The following is a 16,927-nucleotide window of genomic DNA, read 5'->3' on the forward strand; positions in this document are numbered from 1 at the left end:
TTGTAAGCCGCCGCCGACCGGACTCGCTAGTCAAAAGAGGGTGAGAAAGCCGATATTCCTTTCGCCCAACGAAAAATGGCGACCCCGGAGGTCCGCCATCGTCTCATGCAGGCTGCATTTCCGCTTATGCGGCAACCAGGCTGCGCAGCACATACTGCAGGATGCCGCCGTTCTTGTAGTAGTCCAGCTCATTGGCCGTATCGATACGGCAGCGCGTCTCGACCGAGAGCTCGCTGCCATCGGCGCGGGTGATCTTGACGGTGACCATGGCGCGCGGCGTGATTTCGGTGACGCCGGCGATGGTGACGGTCTCGCTGCCATCCAGGCCCAGGCTCTGCCAGCTGGTGCCCTCTTCGAACTGCAGCGGGATCACGCCCATGCCCACCAGGTTGGAGCGGTGGATGCGCTCGAAGGACTGGGCAATCACGGCGCGCACGCCCAACAGGTTCGTGCCCTTGGCGGCCCAGTCACGGCTCGAACCCGTGCCATATTCCTTGCCGGCAAAGATCACCAGCGGCGTGCCGGCGGCCTGATAGGCCATGGCGGCATCATAGATGGTCATCTGGCTGCCATCGGGGCCCTTGGTGTAGCCACCTTCGACGCCATTGAGCATCTGGTTCTTGATGCGGATATTGGCGAACGTGCCGCGCATCATCACCTCATGGTTGCCGCGACGGGCGCCATAGGAGTTGAAGTCACGCGGCGCCACCTGGCGCTCTTCAAGATATTTGCCGGCCGGGGTGCTGGCCTTGAACGACCCCGCGGGCGAGATGTGGTCGGTGGTGATTGAATCCAGGAACAGTGCCAGGATCTTGGCATTGTCCACATTGGTGATCGGCTTGGGTTCCATCGACATGCCCTCGAAATAGGGCGGGTTCTGCACATAGGTGGACGAGGAATTCCACTTGTAGGTCTCGCCACCATCGACGGCGATGCCCTGCCAGTTCTTGTCGCCCTTGAACACGTCCGAATAGCGACCCTGGAACATCTCCTTGGTCACATGGGTGCGCACGATCTCGGCGACCTCGTGATTGGTCGGCCAAATGTCCTTGAGATAGACCGGCTTGCCATCCTTGGAGGTGCCGATGGCATCCTTGGTGATGTCGATATTCATAGAGCCGGCAATGGCATAGGCAACCACCAGCGGCGGCGAGGCGAGGAAGTTCGCCTTGACGTCGGGGTTCACGCGGCCTTCGAAATTGCGGTTGCCCGAGAGCACCGAAGCGGCGACCAGATCGCCTGATTGCACGGCCTTGGAGATCTCGGCCGGCAGCGGGCCGGAGTTGCCGATACAGGTGGTGCAGCCATAGCCCACGAGATTGAAGCCGATGGCGTCGAGGTCTTCGGAAAGCCCTGCGCTATCGAGATAATCGGTCACCACCTGGCTGCCGGGGGCGAGCGAGGTCTTGACCCAGGGCTTGGAATCCAGCCCCAGCGCACGGGCCTTGCGGGCCACCAGACCTGCTGCCACCAGCACGGACGGATTGGACGTATTGGTGCACGAGGTGATAGCCGCAATCACCACATCTCCGTGACCGATTGCGTAATCGGTGCCGTCAACAGCAATGCGCGGATTGTCGGTCTTGCCGAATTCCTTGGGCAGGCCGGTGACGAACTTGTCCTTGGCCTGATCGAGCGCGATACGGTCCTGCGGGCGCTTGGGACCCGAGATCGACGGCACAACGGTGGTGAGGTCGAGCTCGAGGGTCGAGGTGAACACCGGGTCGGGCGAATTGGTTTCGCGGAACATGCCCTGGGCCTTGGAATAGGCCTCGACCAGCGCCACGCGATCGGCATCGCGGCCCGAGGTGGTCAGGTATTTCAGCGTGTCGGCATCGACCGGGAAATAGCCGCAGGTGGCGCCATATTCGGGGGCCATGTTGGCGATGGTCGCCTGGTCTTCAAGGCTGAGGTAATCCAGGCCCGGGCCGTAGAACTCGACGAACTTGCCGACCACGCCCTTCTTGCGCAGCATTTCGGTGACGGTCAGCACCAGGTCGGTTGCGGTGATGCCTTCATTGATCTTGCCGGTGAGTTTGAAGCCCACCACTTCGGGGATCAGCATGGTGATCGGCTGGCCCAGCATGGCCGCCTCGGCCTCGATGCCGCCGACGCCCCAGCCCAGAACGGCCAGGCCGTTGACCATGGTGGTGTGAGAATCGGTGCCCACCAGCGTGTCCGGATAGGCGACGGTCTCGCCATTCTCGGTCTTGGTCCACACCGTCTGGGCGAGATATTCCAGGTTCACCTGGTGGCAGATGCCGGTGCCGGGAGGCACGACGCGGAAATTGTCAAAGGCCGACTGGCCCCAGCGCAGGAACTCATAGCGTTCGCCATTGCGCTCATATTCGAGCTCGACGTTCTGGCCAAAGGCCATGGGCGTGCCGAAATTGTCCACCATCACCGAGTGGTCGATGACCAGATCGACGGGCACCAGCGGGTTGATCTTCTGCGGATCGGCACCCAGCTTGGCAGTGGCGTCGCGCATGGCGGCCAGATCCACCACGGCGGGGACGCCGGTGAAATCCTGCATCAACACGCGAGCCGGGCGGTAGGAGATTTCGTGCTCGGAGGTGCGGGTGACCAGCCAGGTGGCCACGGCCTCGATATCGGCCTTGGTCACGGTGCGGTTGTCTTCGAACCGCAGCAGGTTCTCGAGCACCACCTTCATCGAATGCGGCAGGCTGGAGACGCCCTTGAGGCCGTTCTTTTCCGCTTCCGCGATGGAGTAATAGGTGTAGGTCTTGCCGCCGACCACAAGGGTCGATTTGGACTTGAAGCTGTTTACCGAGGTCACTTTGTTCCGCCCGTCATCTGGTGTTGCGGCAGACGCTCCGGTTTGGGACTTTCGCCCGCGCAACCGTCCAAATGCGCCGCCTTTCCTGGAATGACTCCAATCTATAGGCGCTTATAGAGAAAGACGAATGGGCTTGCCAGCCCGACCCGTGGTTCAATACGAGAAGGGGTCATGACTGATCGGCAAGTCTTTTCCCCCCTGCGCCTGTCTGCGAGCGGCCTCAGCTGTGGCCGTGGCGGCATTGCGCTGTCCACCGACATCGGCTTTGAGCTGGCCAACGGCCATGCCCTGCTGCTGCGCGGCCCCAATGGCACCGGCAAGACCACGCTGCTGCTGACCCTGGCCGGCGTCATCGCGCCCCTGGCCGGCAGCTTTGCCGCCGAGGGTGCCGATCCCGACACACGCTGGCTGCATTATTGCGGCCATCGCAACGCCATCAAGGCGCGGCTGACCGTACTCGAAGACCTCAGTTTCTGGGCCGAAATCAACGGCCCCACCGGCATGGCGCCACGCGAGGCCCTGGCCGAAGTGGGCCTGGGCACGCTCGATGGGCTGGACGCCGGTTTCTTGTCCGCCGGCCAGTCGCGCCGCTTGGCGCTGGCGCGCCTCCTGGTCAGCCTGCGGCCGGTATGGCTGCTCGACGAACCCACCGCCGCGCTCGACACCGAAGGCCATGCGCTGGTGACGCGCCTGCTGGATCGGCACCTCGGCATGGGGGGCCTCGCCATCGCGGCGACGCACGACCCCATTACCCTGTCCGACCCCACACGTCTGGGCGTGCTGCAGCTGGAGCGCGCGCCATGAGTGGATTTGCCGCCATGCTGCGCCGCGAACTGCGCCTGTCCCTGCGTGGCGGCGGCGATGTGCTGACGCTGGTGCTGTTCTTCATCATCGTGGGCGCCATCGTGCCCTTTGCCGTCGGGCCCGACCGAACCCTGCTGGCCGCCATTGCCCCCGGCATTGTCTGGATCGCGGCGTTCCTGGCCATGCTGCTTGGCCTCGAGCGCCTGTTCCGTCCCGACCATGAGGATGGCGCCCTGGTGCTGCTGCGCCAGGCCGAGCTGCCGCTCAGCGCCATCGTTGCCGCCAAGCTGATCGTCCACTGGCTGGTCTCGGCCGTGCCGCTGCTGCTGGCGACCCCGGTTCTGGCGGTGCTGCTGGCCATGGACCTCGACAGTTTCGGACGCACCATGATCTCGCTGGCCCTGGGCACACCGGCGCTGGCCGCCTTTGGCGCCATTGGCGCGGCGGTCACTGTCTCGATCCGCCGCGGCGGGCTGATCGCGCCCATCCTGATCGCGCCGCTGTCCATCCCCGTGCTGATCTTTGGCGTGGGCAGCATCACCTCGCCGCAATCGGGCGCGGCGACATTGTTTCTTGCGGCATTGAGCCTCATGGCCGTGGCCTTGGCTCCCTTTGCTGCCGCGCTTGCGATAAGCTCGGCTGAAGACTAGAGCACTGATCCCATGACCCCAGATACCGAACCCAGGCTCAATTGGTGGAACCGGATGGCCAATCCGGGGCAATTCGTCGCCTGGACCACGCCGCTGCTCTGGCCGCTGGTGATCCTGACCGCCGTGCTCTTCGTGCTCGGCTTCTGGTTTGCCTTCTTCAATTCGCCCGAGGACTACCAGATGGGCGACACCGTGCGCATCATGTATGTCCACGTGCCCAATGCCTGGCTGAGCCAGTTCGTCTACGCCATCATGAGCGTCTCGGCCCTGGGCACGCTGGTCTGGCGCCACCCCATGGCCGATGTCTCCATGAAGGCCGCCGCCCCCCTGGGCGCGCTGTTCACCGCGCTGGCCCTGTTCACCGGCGCCCTGTGGGGCCGCCCCACCTGGGGCACCTTCTGGGAATGGGACGGCCGCATGACCTCGACCCTGGTGCTGCTGCTGATCTATCTGGGCCTGGTCGCGCTGTGGCGCGCCTTTGACGACCAGCTCCGCGCCGCCCGCGTCATCGCCGTCTTTACCCTGGTGGGCGCCATCAACATTCCCATCATCAAATTCTCGGTCGACTGGTGGAGCACGCTGCACCAGCCGGCCAGCGTTTTCCGCCCCGATGGCCCGCGCATGCCGATGTCGATCCTCGTGCCGCTGTTCGTGATGTTTTTCGCGTTTACATTCCTGTTCCTGGTCCTCCACCTCAAGGCCATGCACACCGAGGTCAAGCGCCGCCGGGTAATGACGCTCAAGCGTCGCCTGGCCCAGGGAGGCCCGGCATGATCGATCTGGGACCACACGCCGTCTTCATCATCTGGGCCTATATCGGCGTGATGCTCGGCATTGCCGGGCTGATTGCCTGGACGCTGTTTGACGCCCGCCGCACGGCCAGCGAACTCAGCCGCCTCGAGGCCCGCGACCCGCGCCGCCAGCGCCCGGCGGGCACCACCCCATGATGCGCTATGTGCTCTTTGGCCTGCCGCTGATCGCCCTGATTGCCCTGGTGGCGGTGTTTGCCGGCTCGATCAACCGCGACCCCAATCTCGTCCGCTCGGTGCTGATCGACAAGCCCGCCCCGGCCTTCGCCATGCCCGCGGTCGACGGCCTGGGCGTGCCCGGCTTTGACACCGAAGCGCTCAAGGGCCAGGTCAGCGTGGTCAATGTCTTTGCCAGCTGGTGCATTCCCTGCCGCGCCGAACATCCCCTGCTGATGGCGCTCAAGGATGTCACAGAGGTGCGCCTGCTCGGCATCAACCAGGCCGATGCGCCGGAAAATGCCCGGGCCTTTCTCGAAGAACTGGGCAATCCCTATGACGCCGTGGGCGCCGATCGCGATCGCCGCGTCTCCATCGACTGGGGCGTCTATGGAGTGCCGGAGACCTTTGTGGTCAATGCCGAAGGGATCATCACCTTCAAGCATGTCGGCCCGCTCGATCCGCAATCCTTCGAGACCGATTTGCTGCCCGCCATCGCCAAGGCGCGGAACTGACCTGTCCTGGATTGTTTCAAGGTCAGATTGACGTAGTTCCGTCGCCCCCTCTCGCTTGAGGGGAATCGGGGTGGAGGTGGTTCTGCGGGCGACTGACGGCCCCCCTCCCTCGGTCCCTCCCTTCAAGAGCTTGCACTCGGGCGCGCCGAGGCGCGACCCGGGGTGGGGAGGGATGTGAAGGAACCGCAGACCCAGTAGAGATTAAGACGATCTCGCTGCGTTCAGCCTGGGTTCAGGCCGACCTTGCCATGCTCTTGGCATAGTTTGCGTGTTCAGGGCGTATCATGTCGAAGACCATCAAGAATTTCATCCGCGACGAGGCCGGGGTCACGCCCGTGGAATATGCCCTGATCGCGGCCATTCTGGTGGTGGTGATGACCTTTGCCGTCTCGGCCGCCGGCTACAGCCTCGCCGATTTTCTCGACTGAGCATGACCTGCGACGGCTCAGAAGTCGCTGGTGAGTCCCTTGATCTCCCAGTCGCCATAGCGCGCCGGTTCCAGCCCGCCGCGGCCGCCCACTTCCTTTTGCGCAAAGGCGCCCTTGGCGTCGATCGCCTGGCGCCGCGCCTCGGCTTCGGCCAGCGCGCGCTTGGCTGCCGCGCTCAGCGGCGGTCTTGGCGTTTCAGCTGGGGTCTGATTGTCGTCCGGGCTTGTCTTGTCAGTCATGCTCATTTCCGCAACCCAACAGGGGTCTGATGACATCTTGTGCAACCCGCTTGCACCGGGCCGCCATTGACCCAACATAATTGTTCGACACCACGAACCCAAGGGCTTCCGATGTTCAACGCCTTTCGCACTACCGTTCTTCTGGCCGCGCTGACCGCGCTGTTCATGGTCGTGGGCTATTTCATTGGCGGCACCAGCGGCATGGTGATCGCCTTCCTGTTCGCGCTGGCGACCAATCTCTTCGGCTACTGGAACTCCGACAAAATGGTGCTGCGCATGCAGAACGCCGTGCCGGTGGAGCGCAGTCGCGTGCCCGAGCTCTATGATATGGTCGATATTCTTTCGCGCAAGGCCGGCCTGCCGACCCCGGCGGTCTATCTGATCCAGTCTGACCAGCCCAATGCCTTTGCCACCGGCCGCAATCCGCAGAACGCGGCCGTCGCCGTCTCGACGGGCCTGCTGCGCCATCTCGAAACGCGCGAAGTGGCCGCGGTCGTGGCCCATGAACTGGCCCATATCCGCAATCGCGACACGCTGACCATGACCATCACGGCCACCTTTGCCGGCGCCATTTCGGCCCTGGCCCAGTTCGGCCTGTTCTTTGGTGGCGGTGACCGCCGCGACAATCCGCTGGGCGGCATCGGCGCGCTGCTGATGGTGTTCCTGGCCCCCATGGCCGCCATGCTGGTGCAGATGGCGGTGAGCCGCACCCGCGAATACGAGGCAGATCGCATCGGCGCCGAGATCTCCAGCGACCCGCTGGCCCTGGCCTCGGCCCTGCACAAGATCGCCACCCTGGCGGGCCGCGAGGTCAATGTCGCGGCCGAGCGCAACCCGGCCATGGCCCATATGTACATCGTCAATCCGCTCTCCGGGCAGCGCATGGACAATCTGTTTTCCACCCACCCGGACACCGGCAATCGCATTGAAGCGCTGCGCGCGCTTGCAGCATCCATGCATGTGGACGATAAGGGCCGCAGGCCTCAGCCGCGCCCAGCCCCGACCAGCACCGGTCGCGACATTGGCGGCGGCTGGCGCGTGCCGACCGTCGGACGGACCGACGAGGACGGCGGACAACGCGGTCCCTGGGGATAGAAAAGAAGCGTGGCTTACAAACCTGAACCGGCGGGGCTCAAGCTCCGCCTCGTCGCCGCACAGCGGCTGAAATCCGTTCTGGCCGGGGAGAACTTTGCTCCCCTGACCCAGGCCGACCTGGCTGACGGGCGCGACCGCGCCCTCGCCAACCGGCTGATCACCACCGCCCTGCGCCGCCATGGCCAGCTCAACTTCATCATCCATGCCCTGCTCGACAAGGGCATGCCGGGCAAGTCCGGCACCTTCGAGGCTGTGCTGCGCCTGAGCCTGGCGCAACTGGTGTTCCTGCCCGATCTGGGCGCCCATAGCGCGCTGTTCCTGGCCGTCGAGGCCGTCAAGCGCGACCCCAAGGCAAGGCACCTCAGCGGCCTCATCAATGCCGTGCTGCGCAGCGCCCAGGCCAATTCGGCCAAGTTCGGCATGCTGAGCGATGATCTGCTGATCCCCGACACTTTTGGCGATACCTGGCTGGACGCCTATGGCGAAGAGGCCATTTCCGGCTTCTCGGCGGCGCTTCTGGCCGGCGCCCCGCTCGACCTCACCCTCAAGACCGACGATGCCGAGCTGATCGAGGCGCTGGGCGCCCAGCCCGTGCTGGCCGACACCGTGCGCATCGAGCAGCGCGACCGACCGGTCGAGGCCCTGCCCGGCTTTGCCGAGGGGCAATGGTGGGTGCAGGACACGGCCTCGGCCATTCCCGCACGCCTGCTTGGCCTCGAGCCCGGCGACCGCGTGCTCGATCTCTGTGCCGCCCCCGGCGGCAAGACGGCGCAGCTGGTCAAGGCCGGCTATGCCGTGACGGCGCTCGACAGCGATGCCAAGCGCATGGAACGCCTGCGCGAGAATCTCGGCCGCCTCAACTACAGCGCCGAAACCGTGGTTGCCGACGCGGGCAATTATGCCCCCGCCAGCCCCTACAGGGGCGTGCTGCTCGATGCCCCCTGCTCGGCCACCGGCACCTTCCGCCGCCACCCCGAAGTGATCTGGCATCGCTCGGTGGGCGACGTCGCCGGCCGCATGCGCCTGCAGCGCGCGCTTCTGGCCAATGCCTATCGTTGTCTTGATACCGGTGGCGTGCTGATCTATTGCGTGTGTTCGCTCGAACCCGCCGAAGGCGAGGAGCAGGTCGACTGGGCGCTCGAATCGCTGCCCGGTCTCAAGCTCTGGCCCGTGGCCGCGGGCGATCTGCCGGGCCTCGAACAGGCGGTTTCCGATCGGGGTCTGGTCAGGACACATCCGGGCATGAACCCGGGCGGACGGGACGGCGGCATGGACGGTTTCTTCGTCGCCCGCTTCCGTCGGACATAAGAAGCAAAAGAGAGAACACGCAGGCGGTGCCGTGGGGAAGGGCACCAAACCGGGAATCAGGTCTTTGACGGGCAAACAGGCAGCGACGCAGGCTCCGGCCGCGGCGGACAATCGCACAACGGCAATGGCCCGGCTCGGCCATGGCCTGCGCCGCTTTGCCTATGGCCTGGCCGATGCCGTGGTGACCCTGCCCGTGCTGCGCTGGACCTGGCGGGGCCTGGCCGATGACGCCTTTGCCGGCGACCTGCCCGAACTCCGGCCAGCCGACCGCGAGGCCGTGCGCGACATGATGGCCGGCCGGTACCTGCTCGCCAGCAAGCTGATCGAAACCGGCGGCGGCTCGCCCTTTGCCATCGATGTCGAGCACATGGACTGGTGGCTGAACCTGCACGGCTTCTCCTGGCTGCGCCATTTCCGCGATGTGCGCGACACCGGTGAACGCCACTTTGCCCGCACCCTGGTGCTCGACTGGATCGGCCGCGAAGGCGGCTTTGCCAGCGACAGCTGGGCGCCCATGGTCACCGCCCAGCGCGTGCTCAACTGGCTGCGCCACCTGCCCCTGCTGCTCGATGGCGCCACGCCCGACCAGGCCAAGACCATCCAGCGCGTGCTCGGCGCCCAGATCCAGAGCCTCAAGCTGCGCGGGCGCCTGGCCACCAATCCGGCTGATACCCTGTTTGCCGCCATTGCCCTTTTGGGCGCCGAATTCTGCGAACAGGGCGACCGCACCGACGTGCCCGGTCGCATCGCGCGGCTCAATGCCCTGCTCGCCCGCCAGCTCGACAGCGATGGCCTGCATCTGTCGCGCAGTGCCAAGGTGCAGCTGCAATTGCTGGTTGAGCTGGTCAGCGTGCGCCGGATCGCCAGCCTGGACAAATCCGAGGCCGGCAACGAGCTGATGGCCCAGATCGACCGCATGCATGATTGCCTGGACGCGCTGACGCTGTCGAGCGGCGAGCCCGGCTATTTCAACGGCACCGGCCACCTGCCCCATGATGTGCTGATCGCCATCCAGGCCAATGCCGCTGGCCGTCGCCGCCGTTCGATGCTGCTGGGTGGCTATGGCATCTTGCGCGATGGCGACGCTGTGGTGATCGCCGATTCCGGCCTCATCCCGCCGCCCGGCTTCGACCAGGATGCCCATGCCAGCGCGCTGGCCATTGAGTTTTCCCATGGCAGCGAGCTGATCCTGGGGAGCTGCGGCCCAGCCCCGGCTGATCTGCGCGCCAGCCAGGCCCTGTTCCGCCAGGGCGTGGCCCATTCCGCACCCACCATTGACGCCGAGGACGCGGCCACCGCCCCCATCCCCACCATCGGCCTCGACAGCGCCGACCAGCTGCTGTGGCTGACCACGCAGGGCTATGCCAAGCGCTTCGGCGTCGACATCGAGCGCCGCATCACCCTGCTCTCGGGCGGCACGACGCTGGTGGGGCAGGATCGGCTGATCCCCCATGGCACGCCATCGGGCCTGTTGGCCGTGCGCTTTCACCTGGCGCCGGGCGTGATGGTGCGGCGCAATCGCGGCGAAGCCATCGTGCGCCTGGTGCTGCCCAATGGCGCGGTGTGGAGCTTTTTGTGGGAAGGCGCCAGCTTCCGCGAGGAGGAAAGCGTGCGCCAATCGGCCTATGTCGGCCTGCACAAGACGCGCCAGCTGGTGCTCGAGGCCGATGTCACCGCCAATGGCGAGATCGCCTGGATCTTTACCCGCGAACAGCAATAGCCGGTTGGCGCGCGGGGCGCTTCGTGCTAGCGAGCGGCCAAACTCACCACGATAGGGCACACACCTCATGGGCAAGACGGTCAAGGTCGGGCGCGCACTGCTTTCTGTTTTTGACAAGTCCGGCATGGCCGACTTCGCCAAGGGCCTCAGCGCTGCGGGCGTGGAACTGGTCTCCACCGGCGGCACGCACAAGCTGATCGCCGACGCCGGCCTGCCGGTGCGCGAGATTGCCGACCTCACCGGCTTCCCCGAAATGATGGACGGCCGCGTCAAGACGCTGCATCCCAAGGTGCATGGTGGCCTGCTGGCGGTGCGCGACAAGGCCGACCACGCTGCATCGATGGCCGAACACGAGATCGGCGCCATCGACCTGGTGGCCGTCAACCTCTACCCCTTCGAAAAGACTGTGGCCTCCGGTGCCGGCTATGACGACATCATCGAGAACATCGACATCGGCGGCCCGGCCATGGTGCGCTCCGCCGCCAAGAACCATGCCTATGTGACCGTGGTGGTCGACCCGGCCGATTACCCGGCCATTCTGGCCGCCATTGCCGAGACCGGCGGCGTGCCCTTTGCGATGCGCCAGAAGCTGGCCGCCAAGGCCTATGCCCGCACCGCCGCCTATGACAGCGCCATTTCGACCTGGTTCGCCAAGGCGATCGACTATCCCGAAATTCCCTATCGCAGCTTTGCCGGCACGCTGCGCGAAGTGATGCGCTATGGCGAGAACCCGCACCAGTGGGCGGGCTTTTATGCCAATGGTGACAGCCGCCCCGGCGTGGCCACCGCCACCCAGGTGCAGGGCAAGACGCTGAGCTACAACAATATCAACGACACCGACGCCGCCTTCGAGCTGGTGAGCGAATTCGACGCCGCCGAAGTGGCCGCCGTCGCCATCATCAAGCATGCCAATCCCTGCGGCGTCGCCGTCGCCGGCGACCTGCTGACCGCCTATCAGAACGCCCTGCGCACCGACCCCGTCTCGGCCTTTGGCGGCATTGTCGCCACCAATCGCGAGATCGACGCCGCCACCGCCACCGAGATCGTCAAGGTCTTCACCGAGGTGATCGTCGCCCCGTCGGCCACCCAGGAAGCCCAGGACATTATCGCCGCCAAGAAGAACCTGCGCCTGCTGCTCACCGGCGGCCTCGCCGATGCCAAGGCCGATGGCCTGATCGTCAAGTCGGTGGCGGGGGGCCTCTTGGTCCAGTCGCGCGACAACCGCAATATCGATGATTGCGACCTCAAGGTCGTGACCAAGCGCCAGCCCAGCGACGCCGAAATGGCAGATCTGCGTCTCGCCGCCAAGGTGGCCAAGCACGTCAAGTCCAACGCCATTGTCTACGTCAAGGGCGGCGCCACCGTGGGCATTGGCGCCGGACAGATGTCCAGGGTCGATTCCGCGCTGACCGCCCACCGCAAGTCGATCGACGCCGCCAAGGCGGCCGGCATCGAGGGCGCGCTGACCCAGGGTTCCGTCGCCGCGTCGGACGCCTTCTTCCCCTTTGCCGACGGGCTTGAGGCCCTGGTGGCCGCCGGCGCCACCGCCGTGGTGCAGCCGGGCGGCTCGATGCGCGACGACGAAGTCATCGCCGCCGCCGATGCCGCCGGCATCGCCATGGTGATGACCGGCATGCGCCACTTCCGCCATTGAGGTCTTGTGCACAGCGGCAAATGCGGGTGAACTGACGCCCTGAGCGGGGGAGACAGCATTGGCCAATTTTGGTTGGGACCTGGCCATCATCGCGGCCCTGGGCCTGTTTGGCATTGTATGCTTCAAGCTGGCCTATGGCCTGGGTGCACCCGTTTGGCCCAAGCAGTTTGCCACCCGGCTGCCGACATTGCCCTGGCTGAGCAGCGGCGAGGTTGGCGAATTGGCCAATCTCGGCCTGATCGCCGCCATCTTGCTGGTGCTCCTGGTGCTCACGCCAGACGCAAACCTGCTGGATCTGATCCGCCTGAACTGGGTGGACGCGCTTGCTGTGGTTCTCATCGTCACCGCGGGGGTCACGCTCTACAGCGTGATCGCCGTCCGCAAGGTGCGGCGTGCCAATTTCCGGCCCGGCATCAAGAAGACCGAGCACAATCTGCGTCTGTTGGCGCGCGGCTATCGCTTCTATATCGGCTACGGCGCGGCGATCTCCCTGCTGATCATGGCCATTTTCGGCATCACCGTGCATCAGATCTTCATCGACTACGATCGCTTCCAGCTTGTCAGCACCAAGGTTGATGCCATTCTGCAGGAACTGCGCGGCATGGATGATGCCGCCGGCTCGGCCCTGCAGACCCGCTTTGAGGTGCTGTTCGGCACCCAGCGCGTCGCAGAGGGCTACATTCTCGATCAGGTCAACAGCCTGCTGATGCTGCTGCTCTGCGTCATGCTGGCCTATTCCATCGTCTATGGCACCAGTATTCGCCAGGTCTTCGCCGAGGAGGCGCTGCATGTGCTCAGGATCATCGTGGCCATTCTGGTCGCCGTATGCCTGATCTATGGCTGCGCCATCTTTTTCACCCTGCATATCAACTTCGTCGACAACCTCCTCGGCCAGCTTGGACTCTATGAGTCGCGCATGAACCAGGGACCATGGGACGTGACCCAGCGCTATCATGAGCTCATTGCCGAACTGTCGCGCCAGCGCGGCATCTTCGGTTTCCTTGTGGCGCTGACCACCGGACGGGGTGGCCTGATCCTCGTCACGCCGGTCGCCGGCTACTTCCTGCAAAGCATGCTGTCCGGCAGGGGCAACCAGCAACCGTCGCCCAACACCGGAACCAAGTGACTTTGAAAAGACCAATTCGTAGCGTTCTGCTGGCCTCAGCAGCCGTTCTGGCGGCCTATCTCGTCGGAGTCTATGTGATCAATTCCACCCAAAAGCCCGTTGCCGAAAGCACTACGCCCCCCGCACTGGCGACCCTGCCCTCGGCCATTGGCGACCAGATCACCCTCACCACGTGGAATCTGGGCTATGCCGGCCTTGGCGCCCAGTCCAACTTCATAGCGGACGGGGGCAGCGCGCTGCTACCGCCATCGCGCGCGACAGTGGATGACAATCTGGCAGGCATCGTTCGCACCATCGGCGAGGACAGCTCCGACATTCGCCTGTTCCAGGAAGTCTCCAACAAGAGCCCTCTCAGCTATTGGGCGCCGGTACGCGACGCGGTGGCGGGCCAATTTGCCGACTGGCAGACATTCTATCGCCCCGATGTGGCGACGCGTTTCATTCCCTTCCCGCTGGCGCTCGACCATGGCACGTTCCTCGCAGCGCGCTACAATCCGCTGAGCGTGGAGACTCTTCCCCTACCCTCCGAGCCGGGCGCCATGCTGGGGTTTCTCAAGCGGCGCTATGCCATTCAGATCGCCCGTTTCGCCTTGCAGGATCGCCCGGGGCAGCTGGTCGTGGGCAATATTCACCTGTCAGCCTTCGACGATGGCGGCTCCACACGCCAGGCCCAGATCAGTGCCGTATTGGCCTTTGCCGAGGCGGAGTTCGCCAAGGGCAACCACGTCATTATCGGCGGCGACTGGAACATGGTGCTGGCCGATCCGGCATGGCCCGACAATACCGACCAGAAATACCTGTTCTGGATCTATCCTTTCCCGCGCGAGGCGCTGCCAGCGGGATGGACCATTGCTGCAGATGCCACCACGCCCAGCGTGCGTACGCTCTACAAGCCCTATGTCGCTGACGAGAACTACACCACCAGCATCGATGGCTTCCTTGTGTCGCCCAACGTCTCAGTGGTGTCGGTGTCCACACGCGACCTGGGGTTTGCACCCTCTGACCACCAGCCGGTCACCAGCGTGTTCAATCTGGCGCGGTAACCAATCGCTTTGAATTAACAAACCGTAATACTCCTCGCTCTGGAGCTTATGCGTTTTTGCAGGTAGCCATGGGATAGTGCATGTCGGGGCCAGTGCCCCGATTCCGAGACATATCCATGCGGCTTGGACTCCCTCCCGAAGTCACCCAATTGCTCAGCTCGGGCCTGGCGCGCTCCGCCGGGTCGCTGGGCATCAAGGTGGCAACGGCAGGCCTCACCTACATCACCTATGTGGTGCTCTCGCGCACCATGACGCAGAGCGAATACGGCCATTTCGCCTTTGGCCTGGCGCTTGCGACCGTGCTGGCTATCGCTGCCGCCGTCGGCCAGCCCACCGCCATTCTGCGCTTCTGGCCCGAGGCCCTGGTCGCCGGCCGACGCGACGCGGCCCTGCGCGCCATCCGTTCGGGCACGACGCTGATCATCATTGCCTCGCTGGCCATTATCGCGGTGCTGGCAGCGCTGGTCTTTGTCGTCACCAACACGGTGACGCTGGATGACACCACCAATCATTTCTATGGCGCCGCCTTTCTGGTGCTGCCCATGGCCCTGGCCGAATTCAACTCGGCGGCCCTGCGCGCACAAGGCTCGCTGTGGACCGCGCTTCTGCCGCGCGACATCATCTGGCGCCTGTCCCTGCCCATTGCCGTGATCGCGCTCTATGCCATGGGCATCGTGCTCAGCGGGCCCGATGCGCTGGTGCTGTCGGCGGCGCTGCTGATCGGCGCCCTGGGTGTGCAATACTGGTCCGCCATGCGGCAAAACCTGGAGCTGCGCCTGCAATGGGCCGGCACCCGCGACTATTGGGTGGAGAACGGCGCCGTCAGCCGCTGGCTGCTGCTTGGCGCGCTGATCGAAACGGCCGCGCTCAACATCGACATCATTCTGGTTGGCCTGATGGACAGCCTGGAAGACTCTGCCCTCTATTTCAACGCCTTCCGCACCGCCGGGCTGATGACGCTGATCAGCTATGCCATCGTCCTGGTCATCGCGCCCATGATTACCCGCGCCTTCTATGCCCGGGAAATGCGCAAGGCCCAGCTTCTGGCCACGGCCAGCGTCTGGGTCGGCTTCAGCTTCGCCCTGGTGGTCTTCCTGGCATTTCTGCTGTTTGGCGGTCCCATCCTGTCGCTGTTTGGCCCGGCCTATGATGATGGCCAGCTCGTGCTGGTGCTGCTGGCCATTGGCCTGTTGGCCGACGCCGCCACCGGCCCGTCGCGCACGCTGATGATGACCACCGGCCATGAGCGCACCTATGTCTATGGCCTAGGCGCCATCACCCTGATCGGCTTTGTCGTGCAGGTGCTGGTGCTGCCCTATTACGGCATGGTCGGCCTGGCGCTGGTCAACATGATCACCCGGCTGGTCTCGCAGGCCTTCATGGCCATCTGGTGCATCGTCCACATCAGGATCGATCCCACCATCTTTGGCGTGCTGCGGCTGCGCCGGCCACTGGCCGCCTGAGGTAATCCCGGCGAGCGCGCCGCCTCACGCGAAGTCGAAATCGACGCCCTGGTAGCGGCTGAAGACCACGCTGTCGTCCGGATTGACCAGATCGCGCAGATCCAGCGTCATCGGCGATGGCCGCAGCCGATCCGGCAGGGCAAAGCCCGGCAGCGCCGGCATGATCGAATCATGCCCGATATAGATGCCCAGCCGCGCCTTCTGCATGTCGCAGGCGGCGCGCATGGCATTGCGGACATCGCTGGCCACCGGCGCCGCGTCCCGGGCCGGAAACAATGCGCACAGCAGGGTGAAGTCCACGCCCTTGCGCTCGCGCCGCGTCGACACGGCCAGCAACCGGTCATTGTAGTGGATGGCGTAATCCTGCGTGCCGGTCAGGCGCGAGAACAGGCCCTGCGCCGTCCACGCCACGGCATTGTCGGGCGCCAGGTCAAAGCGCTCGAACAGGGCAATGGCGTCGCCATGATCGACATCCTTCATCTGGCGCGAGACCATGTCGCCCGTGCCCAGGAAGGGCAGGCGCCAGCTCGCCCGGATATCGAGCTTGAGATAGGGGATCATCTTGAGAAAGTGATCATTGATCGAGCGCGCCGAGGTATTGGGCATGCCCAGGATGAAGCGCACCCCGCGGGCCTGGCAGTTCTCGAGCACCTGGGCAAACAGATCCACCAGCACCTGCCGGGATCGATATTTTTCCAGGATGAACAGATCGGTCAGCAGCACGGCCTGCTCGGCCTTGCCCCGGACGTCGATGAACTGGTGGATCAAGGCGATCTGCCCGACCTTGCGGCCATCGGCATGAGCCGCCAGCACCGTGGTGCCATGCGAGAAGCTGTCATTGTAGAGCCAGCGCATCTGGTCGGCGGTGAACACCTTGCCGCGCGCCGAGAAAGCCTCGGTCGCGATCTGCGCCGTTTCCTCGAAATTGACCACCGATTCGCGGCGCACCGCCGGCAGGCTGGCTGCCATTGCCAGACCCAGGCCGAGCTTGAGCGCAGACCCGAGCATAAGCACGCCCTTGCCGACAACGGCCGCACCGACGACAAGCATGAAAGTTCAACCTCTTACGACTAACGGCATGATACTACTGCCGTTGACCTTTGGCGAAGCCGACACGTTG

At 64.8% G+C, this 16,927-nt stretch carries 16 protein-coding genes; 13 read left to right on the top strand and 3 right to left on the bottom strand.

Translation table 11 applies throughout. The features are described 5' to 3' along the window. Positions 1–124: 124 nt before the first annotated feature. Positions 125–2,797 (bottom strand): aconitate hydratase AcnA, encoded by a 2,673-nt coding sequence (gene acnA / locus K1177_RS14690; protein ID WP_224704117.1) that lies wholly within the window; start codon positions 2,795–2,797, stop codon positions 125–127. A 171-nt stretch (positions 2,798–2,968) separates the two neighbouring features. Here acnA and ccmA point away from each other — a divergent pair, with 171 nt between their 5' ends. The 6 genes from ccmA (at position 2,969) to K1177_RS14720 (ending at position 6,159) form a co-directional block, all read left to right on the top strand. After that, entirely contained in the window at positions 2,969–3,601 is a 633-nt protein-coding gene (ccmA, locus tag K1177_RS14695; RefSeq protein ID WP_224704118.1) for a heme ABC exporter ATP-binding protein CcmA, read from the top strand. Beyond that, positions 3,598–4,251, top strand: coding sequence for a heme exporter protein CcmB (ccmB, locus tag K1177_RS14700; protein WP_224704119.1), 654 nt, complete (start codon positions 3,598–3,600; stop codon positions 4,249–4,251). Before ccmA ends, ccmB begins: the two co-directional genes overlap by 4 nt. 12 nt (positions 4,252–4,263) lie before the next feature. After that, the gene (locus K1177_RS14705) at positions 4,264–5,025 is read left to right on the top strand and encodes a heme ABC transporter permease (protein ID WP_224704120.1); all 762 of its coding nucleotides are present in this window, start codon (positions 4,264–4,266) and stop codon (positions 5,023–5,025) included. Continuing rightward, on the top strand, positions 5,022–5,198 hold the full coding sequence (gene ccmD / locus K1177_RS14710; RefSeq protein ID WP_224704121.1) for a heme exporter protein CcmD: 177 nt from the start codon (positions 5,022–5,024) through the stop codon (positions 5,196–5,198). Before K1177_RS14705 ends, ccmD begins: the two co-directional genes overlap by 4 nt. Further along, positions 5,195–5,731, top strand: coding sequence for a DsbE family thiol:disulfide interchange protein (locus K1177_RS14715; RefSeq protein WP_224704122.1), 537 nt, complete (start codon positions 5,195–5,197; stop codon positions 5,729–5,731). The genes ccmD and K1177_RS14715 overlap by 4 nt, the downstream gene beginning before the upstream one ends. Positions 5,732–6,015: 284 nt before the next feature. Next, positions 6,016–6,159 (top strand): Flp family type IVb pilin, encoded by a 144-nt coding sequence (locus tag K1177_RS14720; RefSeq protein WP_224704123.1) that lies wholly within the window; start codon positions 6,016–6,018, stop codon positions 6,157–6,159. A 17-nt stretch (positions 6,160–6,176) separates the two neighbouring features. On the opposite strand, the gene K1177_RS14725 is transcribed toward K1177_RS14720, so the two are convergent. After that, the gene (locus tag K1177_RS14725) at positions 6,177–6,398 is read right to left on the bottom strand and encodes a DUF1674 domain-containing protein (RefSeq protein ID WP_224704124.1); all 222 of its coding nucleotides are present in this window, start codon (positions 6,396–6,398) and stop codon (positions 6,177–6,179) included. Between the two features lie 111 nt (positions 6,399–6,509). On the opposite strand from K1177_RS14725, the gene htpX reads away from it, so the two are divergent. The 7 genes from htpX to K1177_RS14760 all read left to right on the top strand — a co-directional run bounded on the left by htpX (position 6,510) and on the right by K1177_RS14760 (position 15,807). Beyond that, entirely contained in the window at positions 6,510–7,493 is a 984-nt protein-coding gene (gene htpX / locus K1177_RS14730) for a zinc metalloprotease HtpX (protein WP_224704125.1), read from the top strand. 9 nt (positions 7,494–7,502) lie between these two features. Beyond that, complete coding sequence (locus K1177_RS14735; protein WP_224704126.1) at positions 7,503–8,801, top strand: RsmB/NOP family class I SAM-dependent RNA methyltransferase; 1,299 nt, start codon at positions 7,503–7,505, stop codon at positions 8,799–8,801. Between the two features lie 64 nt (positions 8,802–8,865). Beyond that, a complete protein-coding gene (locus tag K1177_RS14740) occupies positions 8,866–10,521 on the top strand; it encodes a heparinase II/III family protein (RefSeq protein WP_224704127.1) in 1,656 nt (551 codons plus the stop codon). 67 nt (positions 10,522–10,588) lie between these two features. Beyond that, entirely contained in the window at positions 10,589–12,175 is a 1,587-nt protein-coding gene (gene purH / locus K1177_RS14745; RefSeq protein WP_224704128.1) for a bifunctional phosphoribosylaminoimidazolecarboxamide formyltransferase/IMP cyclohydrolase, read from the top strand. A gap of 58 nt (positions 12,176–12,233) precedes the next feature. Continuing rightward, positions 12,234–13,301 (top strand): hypothetical protein, encoded by a 1,068-nt coding sequence (locus K1177_RS14750; protein WP_224704129.1) that lies wholly within the window; start codon positions 12,234–12,236, stop codon positions 13,299–13,301. A gap of 2 nt (positions 13,302–13,303) precedes the next feature. Then, the gene (locus tag K1177_RS14755) at positions 13,304–14,344 is read left to right on the top strand and encodes an endonuclease/exonuclease/phosphatase family protein (RefSeq protein WP_224704130.1); all 1,041 of its coding nucleotides are present in this window, start codon (positions 13,304–13,306) and stop codon (positions 14,342–14,344) included. A 116-nt stretch (positions 14,345–14,460) separates the two neighbouring features. Beyond that, a complete protein-coding gene (locus tag K1177_RS14760; RefSeq protein ID WP_224704131.1) occupies positions 14,461–15,807 on the top strand; it encodes an oligosaccharide flippase family protein in 1,347 nt (448 codons plus the stop codon). 24 nt (positions 15,808–15,831) lie between these two features. On the opposite strand, the gene K1177_RS14765 is transcribed toward K1177_RS14760, so the two are convergent. Next, positions 15,832–16,857: a GNAT family N-acetyltransferase gene (locus K1177_RS14765; protein ID WP_224704132.1), complete on the bottom strand. Its 1,026-nt coding sequence runs from the start codon at positions 16,855–16,857 to the stop codon at positions 15,832–15,834. Positions 16,858–16,927 lie beyond the last annotated feature (70 nt).

The organism is Devosia aquimaris, from assembly GCF_020169335.1.
GTDB classification, from domain to species: Bacteria; Pseudomonadota; Alphaproteobacteria; order Rhizobiales; family Devosiaceae; genus Devosia; species Devosia aquimaris.